We start from the raw sequence: 13,533 nt of genomic DNA, 5'->3' as shown, positions 1-13,533 counted from the left end.
CCCTTAGTCCAGTATATAATTGACCATATCATCAAGTCTGTGGGCGAGTTCATTGATGGTTTGCGTAATCAATTTCTGATAATTTATCCTATTGTCTTTCTTCGTGGCAGCTCTTTCCAGATCTGCCGACAGCTGGGAGAGACGACCAAGTTGAAGCGTGCTGGAAGAGCTATATAGCTTATGTGCCACTTGAGCCAGGTCCTGGCTAGCTTTTGGCGGTAGTTTTTTTAATTCCCTCATGGAGTTGCTGAGCTCTTTTTGACTTAGTTTCAACAAATGCTGCAGGACAGGATCACTATGATCCGTAAAGCCCAGCATGGCTTGCAGCTTAGCAGGGTCAAATGTATCCACGGAATCGGATGCAGCCTTAAATTTATTGACTTTTTCTATCCCAAAGTTCCCATCCCATTTTTCGAGTAATTTGATAAGGTCATCTTCTACAAATGGCTTGGAAATAAAATCATCCATACCTGCATTCAAGCATTTTTCTTTTTCTCCTTTCACATTCCCTGCTGTCAGGGCAATGATCATAATATCTCTATCCTTATAGAGGTTTCGAATGATTTTGGTGGCTTCCAGTCCATTCATTACCGGCATCTGCACATCCATCAAAACAATATTAGGAACTTCCTCCTCAAATTTATCCAAGGCTTCCTGACCGTTGGTGGCCTCTCTGATTTTTACCCCTGGAGCCAGATTATTCAATACCGTCCTAGCCAAAAGCATATTGATGGAATTATCCTCTACAATCAGGATGGAAGCATCATTGGCAATGACCTCCAGCGTGTCTTGTTCGGGTTTAGGCTCCTGATGTACCTTGCTGGGATTGTTTTGCTTTATCTTCAATAGCGTCTCAAACATCTCCTGCATCTTGATCGGCTTCACCAGTCTGTGCTGAATATTAAGTTCTTTACAGGCCTGAATGATACCCTTATCTTCCGAAGAACTATGTAGGAAGATGATGGGCTGCTTGTCAAAATTCTCTCGGATCTGTCGGGCGGTTTCAATGCCATTAAGATAAGGCATATGATAATCCATCAAGACTACATCGAACTGTTCGCCATCGATTAACTTCTGGATGGCTTCATAGCCATTTTTTGCGAGAGAGGTTTTTATTCCTTTTAGTGCGAGCATACGCTCAAGGATCATTCTGTTGTTTTCATTATCATCCACTATTAGGGCATGATGGATGTCCACCAATTCATATTTCTCAGCAATGATATCGCTATTTTCAAATTTTACCTTGAGGTCAAAATAAAAGGTACTGCCATTTCCAGGGCTGCTTTCCAGTTGCATCCTGCTTCCCATAAGTGCCAGTAGGCTATTAGAGATGGTAAGCCCTAATCCCGTCCCTCCATATTTTTTGGTGGTGCTGATATCTTCCTGAGAGAAGGCCTCAAAGATTTTCGCTTGTTTTTCAGGTTTTATGCCCACGCCAGTATCTCGCACGGCAAAGCGGATACATACTTCTTCCTCGTTACTTTCGGCAGGGAGCAAGGATAATTTGAGTTCAATTTCTCCTTTTTCAGTAAATTTAGAGGCATTTCCTAATAGATTGATCAATACCTGCTTCAGTCGCACCTGATCCACCCAGATTAATCGTGGGATCTCCGGGGAAATATTAAGAAGCATTTCCAAACCTTTCTTATGTACCTCATAAGTTATAATATCGCTAGACTGTTCCGCCAGTTCGTAGATATCGGATTGATCTATATCTAAGTCTAATTTTCCCGCTTCGATTTTGGAGAAGTCCAGGATATCATTGATGATATTCAGTAGAGAATTGGCAGACTGATTGACGATGGACAGGTACTGGGTCTGCACATCAGACAGTTCTGTTTTGAGGACTAGGTCGGTGAAGCCGATGATTCCATTCAGTGGGGTACGGATTTCATGGCTCATATTGGCTAAGAATTCCGATTTGGCCACACTTGCTTCCTCCGCTAGATTTTTTGCGTTTTTGAGCTCTTGTCTTTGTTGTACCGCTTCTGTGATATCCTGGATTAGCATGAGTATGCCGCCAATTTTATTCTCGCCATAATACCATGGCCGTACTTCCCAGCGGATATATTGGTCCTTATCCCATCCCGGAGGTCTCCATACATCTTCCTCACATTTGATGACCTCACCTGCAAGTCCACGTTGATGAATGGCTTTCCATTCCTCTGGTAGGGTGGGGAATACCGTATAATGGCTCAGGTTATATAGGGATTTTCCCTCTAGAGCATAGGTTTTTAGCCATTGGTTACTGTAAGCCTGGTACCGCAGCTTGGTGTCCAGCATCGCCACTGCCACAGGTACGTGCGTGACGAAGGCATCCAGGCGAGCTTTCTCTATGGTCAATTGCTTTTCAGCTTTCTTTCTTTCAGTAATGTCCGTGGCCATACCCAGGTATCCGGTGACCAGTCCCTCTTCATTTCTGATGGAGGTGACGGTGAGGTTTACATTGAGTCGCTGACCATCTTTACGGAGGTAGGTCCATTCGCGCTCATCCACGCCATCGACCTCAGACTTATGGACGAACACCCGGAATCCTTTTATCTTCTCACCATATTCCTCCTTCAGCTCGGCCTCTCTGCGTTTCACCTCTTTTTTATCATGGATGATTTCAGGACTGAGTTTTCCTACTACCTCCGCAGAAGTATAGCCTAGCATTTTTTCTGCTCCTCGGTTAAATACCTGTATGATTCCTGAAGTATCTGTGGCTATGATGGATACTTCGGAGCTGGAATTAATTACCTCTTCTATTAGCTTTTTTGAGCGTACCAGCTCCTGTTCGGCTAGTTTCTCGGTGGTGATATCCTGGAAGGTTCCAAATAAACGAATGCATTTACCATTTTTAAATTCTGGTTTTCCTAAAGATCGGACCCATACTTGATTGCCTTTGGCGGTAATCAGCTCCAGATCGACATTAAAAGGCTCATTTTTGGTAACCGCAATTTCGACTACCTTATTGATGACCTCTACAGAACGCCCTTCTTTATAGAAACCCATAGCGCTGGCCAAGTCAGGCTCAAAATCTTCCTCTACCTCATGGATCTTGCGGGTTACGCTCGACCAAAATATAGTATTCTTAATAAAATTGACCTCCCAACCGCCAACTTTGGCCACATGGTTGGTTTGCTCCAGCATTTCCTTAAGACGGTTATATTCCACTTCCAGCTCCTGCTTGACCGTGACATCAAGGGCATTGCCTAGCACGTAAGGGCCAGTAGGAGAGTCTTTTTGAAGTACATTAGAATATAACCAATAGCGACTCTGCCCATTTTTATGGATTACCTCCATCATTCCATTAGCGGACCCTTTGCTGCGGATAGCGCTCATATAGGCTTCTAGTCGGTGAGCATTTCGGCTAGGCAGTAGATCAGAGAGTTTCTTTCCGATCAGGTCTTCCACTTCATATCCGATACTCTCAGCACTAGCTTTGTTGATGCTAAGTAATTTGCCTTCCAAATCATGTGTGCACATCATTCCTAAGGACTTTTCGAAAAAGTTTTTGAACTGGCTGTCTTGAGAAATGGATTTCTGAAGTTCCAACTCCTTCTCAAATTCCTCCTCAATAGAAGTACTGATTAAAGCCAGCTTCTCCTGAGCTGCTTTGCTTAGAGTTTTATTTTCTTCACCTAAAAATAGAAGGGTATAAGCCTCTTCATTATTGGCGAAAACTCTGCGGCTAGCCATAGATCGTCCCTCGTCAGCATGGCCAATGGTAAAATACTCGGATTCGGCTAGACGCTCAGGATTATTTGATAAGAAATCTTGGGGAAGTTTTGCTAATAATTTTTCAAAATGCTTATCCTCCCCTTCATTTCCAGAATGGGCTATAATACTGGCTTCATTAGCAGCATTATAATGAAATAGGAGACTGCTTTCACAGGGTTTTATTAGACAGGATAATTCAAGCCAATTGCGAATAGCTTTTAATGTATTTGGCTTGGCTTGAAGGTTCATAATAGGATGTGGCATTGTTGGTGACTAAAGTATTAGGGTGTGGATATAATCCAATTTACCATACAATTAAGCGCAATTTATTAATATAATAAAACATTCAGATATAATAATTATTAGAATCTAAAAGCTGTATATATAATACAAAATTTAAGCGCCAAAATTAGTGCCAAATACCTATTATATGATAAAAATTAAAGGTATGTGAGACTTTTATTGTTTTTATTCCCCATTTAACGAAAATTACAAATTAAGATTGTTAAATTTTTTATTAAAGTTATATGAATATACCAATAATAATTTGAATATAAAAATTGCGCCTATTAGGTGTAAAAAATGGGCTGATTTATAGATTAATGGAATGTCCTTTTCATTTTTACCCAATAGCTTTTGCCGACTCTTATAGGTAGGGATGAATAGGGGATTTCCTTAATAGTTAGTTAAAAAATACTGTAATATTGCCAAGTTATCTAGGGGAATTTGGGCGCACTTTTCCCTTCTCATTTAGGAGCTTATTTAAATAAAGGAGAGGGCTAAAAATAATGCCCAAAAAGTATCAAAATTAGAAGGTATAATTGTCCGTCACGAGGCGAAACTGATTCATGACCTTATAAGTAGCTCTGGTGAGATCTAGGTTGATGCTTGGAGAGTTGACGTCAAAGCTAGCAGAAGTGTAACCCTGCCAGATAGTTTTATTTTTCTTATAGTCGATCACATAGATGATGAGCATTCCATCGTTTTCAAAGTATTTAATATTCTCATAATCCTCCCCTTTTTTCCGATCTTCTTCCTCTTCGGAGGCCAGTTCTTCTTTCAACTTATCTTTACGCTCTTCTTCCTTCAGGATCTCCATCCCGCGGGCCGACAGCCAATTGTTAAATTCTGGTTGGATATAGCCTCTGTAACGTACCTGACTTACAAATAGCTTATAATAAATAAGGATATCAGGTTTACTTTCCTGATGCTTGAAGCCTTGAGAGTGCAGGCGGGAAACTATGGTCTTATCTATTACAGGAATCTGCTTTATCGAGTCGGTACCTGTATCCTCCATAAAGGCGAAAGTTTGGTATTTTTTGAAATTTCCACGGTAATCATAATCATATTCAGCTACAAAATCTTTTGATGAAAAACAGCCACTACTGAATAAAATCAATAAGGATAATAAAATGAGATTTTTCATAAATCAGGAATATTCATTGTGATACGAAAGGTTGATATAGAAAATTAGAAGCAGTATGAGAGCTGCTTCAATACCAAAATCCTCAGCTTGAAGAGGATGGCGAAATATATTCGCCGCTAAAACTGTATTACCTATTGAATATTAGTGATTTATAAGGATTAATCAAAGTTATAACTTGCAAAAAATCATATGATTTATTAAAATTTTGCAAGACTATTATAAGTGTTTATTGGGCTTATCTACCAATTTTATGTTAAAAATAAAGTATAAACGGCATGAAAACGAGTATAAGAATTTGGCCGGCGGCTATACTTCCTCCTCAGGTCTGAAGCGCATATATTCGGGATAGGGGAAAGCGTGTAATAATTCACCCTGCTCGATCCTCCCTTGGATTTCCTTCCAATATTCAGGATCAAATATACGCTCATGGAAATCAATGAAATATTCCTTCACGTCAGTTCTCCCGATCATAAATCTCTTGAAATCTTCAGGGAACACATCGTTTTTGGCAATATCGTACCATGGCTGAGAAGCGTAGATTTGCTCAAAACCCACAGGTTTAGGCTTAAGACGGAAATTCATCTTGGTCAAAAATTCAATTTCATCATAGTCATAAAAAATCACCCGCTTCTGCCTCGTGACTCCAAAGTTTTTGGTCATCATGTCTCCAGGGAAAATATTGGCCTTGGCTAGCTGAATGATGGCATTTCCATATTCCTCCACAGCGGTCTGAGCATCCTCTTCCGAGCAGCTTTCCAGATACATATTGAGCGGAGTAAGCTTTCTTTCGGTATAGAGATGCTTAATAATGAGGTCCTCGCCCTTGATCTCTAATTGGGAATTTACGGTTTTCCTCAGCTCTTCCATCAGCTCAGGAGCTATACGAGCTAGGGGAAGTTTGAAATATTCAAATTCATGTGTATCAGCCATCCTGCCCACCCGGTCATGGAGAGAGACCAGTTTGTACTTATCCTTGACCTCCTGGCGCGTCATATTCTTAGGCGGGTCAAAATTGTCCTTTATAATTTTGAATACTGTATTGAAAGAGGGAAGGGTGAATACCGTCATTACCATGCCCTTGATGCCTGGTGCCACCACAAAATCATCCTTGCTGCCCTTGCAATGGGCAAGAAAATCCCTGTAAAACTCTGTCTTCCCATGCTTATTGAATCCAATGGCATTGTATAATTCATATACCGCCTTATGTCGAATGACGCTATTGAGGAAGGCCACGATCTGACTGGGGATCTCTGTTTCCACCATGAAATAGGAGCGGGTATAGCTGAAGATAGCACTCATTAGATTCGGGTCAAAAATCAAGGTATCTACATAGATGCCCTTTGGGCCGTTTAGAAAAGGGATAATAAAAGGCATCCATTTACCTCCTAAGTAAGTTCTGCCGATTAGGTAAGCCGCTTTGTTTCGATAAAAAACCTGCTTTAAGACCTGCGTGGTGGTGTCCTCATCCACCTGATACCTGGTGAGTATCACTTCTCTTATACTTCTTACAAGGAATTGCACATCCCTTTCCTTTTGTAAATAGGGGACCTGAAAGTCAAAATCATCCAAGATGGCCCGGATTATCCTTTGTACTCCCCATTTGGAGGGATAATTATGGAATAAAGGCTCCTGAGAATGCACCTCACAGGAATCATAGCCTTCCAGGACAAACATCAGCTCCTCATCAATAGACAGGTCCACCACGGCTTTACGGATGAACGAATTATAAAATGACTCGGCCAGCTCCCGATCCTTACGATCTTTGATGGTTTCAGAAAAACTAAATTTCACCTCAAACCAAAATTGACGGTCTTTAAGCGAACTGGGGTATTCTTTCCTGCAATACTGCACCACCTTATTGACGCAATCTTTATAGAGCCTCAAGCGCTGGCGGTGGTTCAGCCGGACCCCATCCCAATCACGATCACGGAAATACTGTGGAGCTCTTTTCGTATGCTCGTTGAAGGCCGTTATATAGGTGATATAACCGGAAACAATTTGCTGGACTATCTGTGGGCGAGTAGCTGGCATCATCGTGGGGATTGATATTGGGTAAAGAAAATCCAATATAACTATAAAATCCCTTTTGAGGATTACAAAAATGACTGGTTTATGCCCCTCCTTAATACTCAGCGGATTAAAAGTAGGCAGCATTAGTGAATAGCATCCCACAAGTTTAAAATAGGGGGGGGATTGGTGAAAACAACCTATTCTAAGTTATTCTAATTCATATTAATAATTTACCGCATTTTGGCTTGATGATAAGGGACTTACTAAAATAGATGGGTGGAAATATAATTTTTTTTATAAATTTTGACTAAAAATTTTTTTCCGTATAATGTTGATTTTGATAATTTTTAGAAAATAATATTCTGAAACTTAACTATTTATTAACAATAAAATATTGAATACTGCGCAATATGATGGTTTTTCTAGTATTTAGTTCTGTATATTGTAATGCAATCGTTTGTTTGTAGTATAAGATTTATTTTTTACCTTTCGATTGAGTTATTCAACTATTTGAATACTTCAACAATAGGTTTAATAGGTTTGATAGTAAAAAAAAGGCCCGCACTTTGTTTGGGCCTTTTTTATGCACTATTATTTAGGGGTGGATATCACCAGTATTTTTTGGGTAAATGCTTTATTTGCCAGCTTTACCATTCCCTAAAACTTATTGGATCTATCACCGTCTGTGTTAATTCATAATCTTAATTTTCATATGGATTTTTCTCAATTTATTAATATACTGAAAGTCAAACTCTCTGGCCCATTGCCCGGCCGGGAGGGCCAGCTTGTCATGGCTCCAAAACCAGTGGATGAAGCGAGATTTGGAGGAGAAGAGCAAGTCAATGCGCGCAAAGGAGCGGTGATGATTTTGTTTTATGAAGACCAGAATAAGTTTTTCTTTCCCTTGATCAAGCGACCGGAATATGATGGCACTCATGCCGGACAGATGGCGCTGCCAGGTGGAAAAGTGGAGCCAGAAGATGGCTCACTATCCCAAACCGCCCTTCGGGAAACGGAAGAAGAGATAGGGGTGAAGGCCAGCGATATTGAAGTAATCGGCGCCTTATCACAGTTATATATACCTCCAAGTAACTTTCTCGTAAGTCCTTTTATAGGTCTGATTAGGCATAAACCACTATTTATTCCCGACCCTCGGGAAGTAGCAGCTGTGGTGCCTTGTGATTTTGATGTACTGATAGACCAGGATTATCATAAGTCCACGATGATCAAGGTCAACCCGGGGTTTAGCCTAAAGGCTCCTTATTTTGATATCAATAAAGAGGTGGTATGGGGTGCCACTGCCATGATGCTTGGGGAACTGGTATCGATATGGAATAGGAAATAAATTATTCTTCCAGTCCAGGACAGCATTCATTGAGAGAATGCAGTGGACCTCTTTTTTTGAATATTATTTTTGGTAAAAACCCTTAATCCATCATAAAAAGATAAAACACTCTATGATGACCAAATAAGCTTAAAGTTTATATTTTATTGCCGAAGGCCCGTACCAAAGAACAAGCAGGAAAAACTGGTTGAAGACCTTAAATTTTGAAATAAAATATAGTATTTTGGTCGATTAATATTAGAATTTATGGAAGAACAAATACCTCTAATCACAAATGATGCGGTAGTTTTGGGAATTTTGATGGGGATTCTGGCCTTGGTATTTGGCACTGCCTCTATTGACAAGCCCTTCTGGAAAAAGTTTTATAGCGTGGTTCCCACGGTATTATTATGTTATTTTTTGCCTTCTATATTGAACTCCTTTGGGGTGATATCCGGGGAGCAATCCAGTTTATATAAGGTAGCTTCCCGCTTCTTGCTGCCTGCCTCTTTGGTATTATTTACATTGAGTATTGACTTCAAATCCATCATAAAACTCGGTCCTAAGGCGCTAATCATGTTTCTTTCAGGAACGGTGGGTATCATCCTTGGAGGGCCTTTGGCATTGCTGGTGGTATCGGCTATAGATCCCTCAGTGATGGGAGGAGCGGGCCCTGATGAGGTGTGGAGAGGACTGGCGACCATCGCTGGCAGCTGGATAGGCGGCGGGGCCAATCAGACAGCGATGTATAAGACCTTTGGCGCCAGCCCGGTACTATTTAGCCAGATGATTGCAGTGGATGTTTTGATTGCCAATTTATGGCTGGCAGTGCTTTTATTTTGGGCGGGCAAGCCTGACAGGATCGACAAATTATTCAAGGCAGACACCAGTGCCATTACGGCTCTGGAAGCCAAGGTGGCAGCCTATCGGGGGAGTATCATGAAGATCCCGAGCATGGCAGATACGCTTATGGTTCTGGGAGTAGGTTTTGGGATCACGGGTATTGCTCACTGGATGGCCGATGGCATTGCGCCTTGGTTTGCTGAAAACCACCCTGATTTGGAAAAATATTCATTGGATTCAGCCTTTTTTTGGATTGTGGTGATCGCCACCACGGCCGGGCTAGCCCTGTCATTTACCCGGGCGAGGAATCTCGAGGGTGTGGGAGCCAGCCGTATGGGCAGTGTTTTATTATATGTATTGGTGGCCACGGTGGGGATGCAGATGGATTTATTTGCAATTATGGAGAACCCCTTATTGTTTTTGGTAGGTAGTTTGTGGATGTTGTTCCATATTACCATTATGTTGGTGGTGGCATTTATTATCAAAGCGCCCTTCTTCTATGTGGCTGTGGGATCGCAGGCCAATGTGGGCGGTGCAGCTTCGGCACCGATTGTGGCGAGTGCTTTTAGCCCTTCGCTGGCGCCAGTGGGAGTTTTACTTGCGGTATTTGGATATGCTGCGGGGACCTATGGGGCGTATATCTGTGGACTGCTGCTACAGTGGGTATCCAATACGAACTAAAATATGGCAAAATATAGGAAATTTATATTCATCTGCACGGGAGGAGACTGCAAAAAGAACGGTTGCAAAAGCCTAATAAAGTCCGCTAAGGATATGGTCAACCTGGATGATCATAAGGGACAATATAAAATCGTGAAAACCAAATGCATGGATTTCTGCAAAAGTGGCCCAATCGTAGTGGTCAATAATGAGGTCCAAAAAGCCTCTACTCCCGATAAGCTGCGGGAATTACTGGAAAGAAAAATAGGACATTAAAAAAAGGCCCTTTGAGAAAAATCATCCTTCCCAAAGGGCCTATATTATTTATTTCTGCTCCAAAAACACCGCCGTACCGCTAGCCGTCACCATCAGCATGCCGTCACGGATGGTTTCATAATCTAGATCCACGCCTACTACAGCATTGCCGCCCATCGCTTTGGCTTGCATTTCCATCTCCATAAGTGAAGTGGACTTCGCTTCTCTTAGCACCTTTTCGTAGGTCCCTGAGCGCCCACCGACAATATCTGTGATGCTGGCAAAAAAGTCCCTGAATACATTGGCTCCGATGATGGTTTCGCCTGTGACGATGCCATAATATTTTTTGATTTCGTAGCCCTCTACATTTGGAGTGGTTGTAGTAATCATAAATTCTATTCTTGGTTTTTGTTAAAATAATTTTACCCTACCAATATAATAAATTTTAATGAGCTAATATTTCATTCTTCTCAGCGCTTTTGATCCATCCTACTAAATGCCTTTATGCCAAAGGGAAAATTTGTATACCCTTCCAGCTTTCAGGACTGATTACGGCGCTTCGCTAAAAAAAGCATTTGAGGGGGCTTAGGAAGGAATAACACTGGTATGAACTTTGATTCACTGGCATTTTTAGAACTCTGGTCGATTCCTGATGCATATTCCAGGTTAAAGTTATATTTTTGGAGAGAAATCAAGAAAAATGAGGCGATATATTGTTTTTATTAGTTTATGCCTGATGGCTAATATTGCCAAGGGACAGCAGTCGCATGGATATCAAAGAACCAGCTTTAATGCTTTTTATGGCACTTCCGGAGCCAATCTTCAGGGAGTTGATGAATTATTGGAAAATAACGGAGGCATGCCCATGCCCAACAGCTATAGAAGCTATGGAATCAGCTATCAGACCCGCTTCAATGACTTCATTGTCGGGGCAGAAATATATCAAAACAATGGCCTAAACTCCACTTTTGGCCAGTATGAATTGGATTTTAGGACTACCCGGGCTTTCCTGAATTTCGGCTATAGTTTTACTGAAGAAGGAAAATTCCATTTGATACATTATATGTCCATAGGGATGGGTTATCTGAGTTTTGAGATGATGAATCAGCCCGAGGATATGAGCTTAGATGCTTTCCTTCAGGATCCCGCGCATGGCTTTATCCTCAGAAAAAACGATATCAATAAAGGCAGCCAGTATATGGGAGGCTTCCTGACGGAAATTGGCTTTGAACTGGGCTATGATTTTGACCTGTTTCCCAACGAAGAAGTATTCAGCCTAATTGCCAAAGTAGGCTACTCCTTCAACCCCTTTGAGGATTCCTGGAATATCAATGGAATGACCTTTGACGATCTCCAAAGTGGGGCTTTCGTCCGTCTGGGGGCAGGGATAAGCTTGCCGGAAAGCAATTACTTCTACCGTGATGCCTCCTTAGGCTTTCATATACTATATGGAGGAAATTTCTCTAAACCTAATGCCCTAAATAAAGCCCTGAGTGAAAATGGCTATGAAGAGCTCACCGGCTTTCCGAAGAATCTGGGCTTAAAGATTCTGGGTGAAAATAGGGGATTTCTCTACGGCTTGGACGTCTATAATTCCAGCCAAAGCGGCAGAGCCAATCAGGATTATAACCAAAGTCTCAATAGCCTAAGGCTCTATGGAAACCTTGGAACCAAGCTCATTGATATCAATGACTGGGAAGTGGGGGCGACGGGCGGCCTAGGTTATGCGACGCTAAGGTATAATCTCATTCATACCCGAAAACTACCTTTTGAGGATTTGATCAATTTGCCGGATTATGATGGTGAGCTGCGTAGGGCCGGGATGATGGCCAAGCCAGAAGTGTACCTGGCCAAGGCCATATCACTCTCACGCCATCATAAGATAGATCTGATCGCATCGGTATATGGAGGGGTCGAAATGCCCCTGGGAAGCTATATACTGGGAGATGTATCGATGTCCAAATACCTCAGGGCTCCTTACCTGCAGGTGGGCTTGGGGATCAGACCCTGATGGATTTTGTTCCTATTATTTCATTAGGAAGTTTTGAAAATTTTATATAGGGAATATGCATGAAATTCACATATTCCTATTACCTTTGAGATTGCTTATCGAGAAAGACTGAGGGAAGGGCCCTATGACGTCTTAGCAACCTGAAACTAACAAGGTGCTAACTCCCATCCTGAGAATGTCAGGAAAAGATGAGCGATAGATTATTACCTTTTTTCTATCGGTTCTTTGCTCGATTAAGCTTTTATACAAATGAGCACATGGATATACGAACTGATATTTTACTTCAAAGACTGAATCAAAAAATTTTAATACTGGATGGTGCCATGGGTACGATGATTCAGCGCTATAAGCTGGAGGAAAAAGACTTCCGGACTCCTGCACTAGCGTCTCATCCCAAGGCCCTAAAAGGCAATAATGACTTGCTGTCACTAAGTCGGCCAGATGTGATCCGGGAGATTCATGAAACCTACCTGGAAGCTGGGGCGGATATATTGGAAACGAATACCTTTAGTAGTACTTCCATCGCCCAGGACGATTATGACTTGTCCCACCTTGCCTATGAACTCAATGTGGCCTCGGCGACACTGGCGAAGGAAGCTACAGACAAATACAATAAGATCACCCCGGATCAGCCTAGATTCGTCGCTGGTGCTATTGGCCCGACCAACCGGACGGCCAGTTTATCGCCAGATGTCAATGATCCGGGCTATCGGGCGGTTAATTTTGACCAGCTAGCAGAAGCCTATTCCGAGCAGGTAAGAGGCCTTCTCGATGGAGGGGTGGATATCATATTAGTAGAAACCATCTTCGACACTCTCAATGCGAAGGCGGCGCTCTATGCTATCCAGGAAGTGTATGAAGAAAAGGGCATTCCTCTAGACCCAAAAGAAGGGGGAATCCCCATCATGATCTCTGGAACGATCACCGATGCTTCGGGGCGTACCTTAAGTGGTCAGACTACCGAGGCCTTTTTGATCTCTCTTTCTCACGTGCCACTGATAAGTATTGGGCTTAACTGTGCCCTGGGGGCAAAAGAACTTAGACCTTACCTTAAAGTATTGTCTGAGAAAGCACCTTTTTATATCAGCGCCTATCCTAATGCAGGCTTGCCAAATGAATTTGGTCTCTATGACCAAACTGCGCAGGAAATGGCTGATCAGGTGGAAGAGTTCCTTAAAGACGGCTTGATCAATATCCTTGGGGGCTGCTGCGGGACGACTCCTGAGCACATCAGCGTGATCGCCTCGGTAAGTAAGAAATATAAACCTCGTCAATTAGATTTTAATACTGTAGAAGAATAGT

General features: G+C 42.0%; 9 protein-coding genes and 1 riboswitch. Of the genes, 5 read left to right on the top strand and 4 right to left on the bottom strand.

The window, feature by feature from the left end:
* Positions 1 to 3: 3 nt before the first annotated feature.
* From B050_RS0111975 to aceK, 3 genes are all read right to left on the bottom strand, one after another.
* On the bottom strand, positions 4 to 3,951 hold the full coding sequence (locus tag B050_RS0111975) for a PAS domain S-box protein (RefSeq protein WP_229802406.1): 3,948 nt from the start codon (positions 3,949 to 3,951) through the stop codon (positions 4 to 6).
* Between the two features lie 559 nt (positions 3,952 to 4,510).
* Positions 4,511 to 5,128 carry a DUF4136 domain-containing protein gene (locus tag B050_RS0111970; RefSeq protein WP_018474160.1) on the bottom strand — a complete coding sequence of 206 codons (618 nt, stop codon included), beginning with the start codon at positions 5,126 to 5,128 and terminating at the stop codon, positions 4,511 to 4,513.
* A gap of 306 nt (positions 5,129 to 5,434) precedes the next feature.
* Entirely contained in the window at positions 5,435 to 7,162 is a 1,728-nt protein-coding gene (gene aceK / locus B050_RS0111965; RefSeq protein ID WP_018474159.1) for a bifunctional isocitrate dehydrogenase kinase/phosphatase, read from the bottom strand.
* 688 nt (positions 7,163 to 7,850) lie between these two features.
* Here aceK and B050_RS0111960 point away from each other — a divergent pair.
* From B050_RS0111960 to B050_RS0111950, 3 genes are all read left to right on the top strand, one after another.
* On the top strand, positions 7,851 to 8,483 hold the full coding sequence (locus B050_RS0111960; RefSeq protein WP_018474158.1) for an NUDIX hydrolase: 633 nt from the start codon (positions 7,851 to 7,853) through the stop codon (positions 8,481 to 8,483).
* A gap of 246 nt (positions 8,484 to 8,729) precedes the next feature.
* A complete protein-coding gene (locus tag B050_RS0111955; protein WP_018474157.1) occupies positions 8,730 to 9,986 on the top strand; it encodes a DUF819 family protein in 1,257 nt (418 codons plus the stop codon).
* A gap of 3 nt (positions 9,987 to 9,989) precedes the next feature.
* Positions 9,990 to 10,241: a (2Fe-2S) ferredoxin domain-containing protein gene (locus tag B050_RS0111950; protein WP_018474156.1), complete on the top strand. Its 252-nt coding sequence runs from the start codon at positions 9,990 to 9,992 to the stop codon at positions 10,239 to 10,241.
* A gap of 48 nt (positions 10,242 to 10,289) precedes the next feature.
* Here the strand turns inward: B050_RS0111950 and B050_RS0111945 are convergent, their stop codons facing one another.
* Complete coding sequence (locus B050_RS0111945) at positions 10,290 to 10,610, bottom strand: YbjQ family protein (protein WP_018474155.1); 321 nt, start codon at positions 10,608 to 10,610, stop codon at positions 10,290 to 10,292.
* 310 nt (positions 10,611 to 10,920) lie between these two features.
* Between B050_RS0111945 and B050_RS0111940 the strand changes: the two genes are divergently transcribed.
* The gene (locus B050_RS0111940) at positions 10,921 to 12,231 is read left to right on the top strand and encodes a hypothetical protein (RefSeq protein WP_044202336.1); all 1,311 of its coding nucleotides are present in this window, start codon (positions 10,921 to 10,923) and stop codon (positions 12,229 to 12,231) included.
* 92 nt (positions 12,232 to 12,323) lie between these two features.
* Positions 12,324 to 12,426: riboswitch (SAM riboswitch) on the top strand.
* 62 nt (positions 12,427 to 12,488) lie between these two features.
* Positions 12,489 to 13,532, top strand: a complete 1,044-nt coding sequence (locus tag B050_RS0111935) for a homocysteine S-methyltransferase family protein (protein WP_018474153.1) — start codon at positions 12,489 to 12,491, stop codon at positions 13,530 to 13,532.
* Position 13,533: the final 1 nt, after the last annotated feature.

The organism is Echinicola pacifica DSM 19836, assembly GCF_000373245.1.
GTDB classification, from domain to species: domain Bacteria; phylum Bacteroidota; class Bacteroidia; order Cytophagales; family Cyclobacteriaceae; genus Echinicola; species Echinicola pacifica.
Note: the sequence above shows the minus strand (reverse complement) of the source record. Positions and strands in the feature narration are given on the sequence as shown.

What these genes read in the sequence shown, in the direction of transcription:
- B050_RS0111945 (WP_018474155.1), bottom strand. Translation starts at nt 10,610, where the DNA reads ATGATTACTACAACCACTCCAAATGTAGAGGGCTACGAAATCAAAAAA.
- B050_RS0111950 (WP_018474156.1), top strand. Translation starts at nt 9,990, where the DNA reads ATGGCAAAATATAGGAAATTTATATTCATCTGCACGGGAGGAGACTGC.
- B050_RS0111960 (WP_018474158.1), top strand. Translation starts at nt 7,851, where the DNA reads ATGGATTTTTCTCAATTTATTAATATACTGAAAGTCAAACTCTCTGGC.
- aceK (WP_018474159.1), bottom strand. Translation starts at nt 7,162, where the DNA reads ATGATGCCAGCTACTCGCCCACAGATAGTCCAGCAAATTGTTTCCGGT.
- B050_RS0111970 (WP_018474160.1), bottom strand. Translation starts at nt 5,128, where the DNA reads ATGAAAAATCTCATTTTATTATCCTTATTGATTTTATTCAGTAGTGGC.
- B050_RS0111955 (WP_018474157.1), top strand. Translation starts at nt 8,730, where the DNA reads ATGGAAGAACAAATACCTCTAATCACAAATGATGCGGTAGTTTTGGGA.
- B050_RS0111935 (WP_018474153.1), top strand. Translation starts at nt 12,489, where the DNA reads ATGGATATACGAACTGATATTTTACTTCAAAGACTGAATCAAAAAATT.
- B050_RS0111975 (WP_229802406.1), bottom strand. Translation starts at nt 3,951, where the DNA reads ATGAACCTTCAAGCCAAGCCAAATACATTAAAAGCTATTCGCAATTGG.
- B050_RS0111940 (WP_044202336.1), top strand. Translation starts at nt 10,921, where the DNA reads ATGAGGCGATATATTGTTTTTATTAGTTTATGCCTGATGGCTAATATT.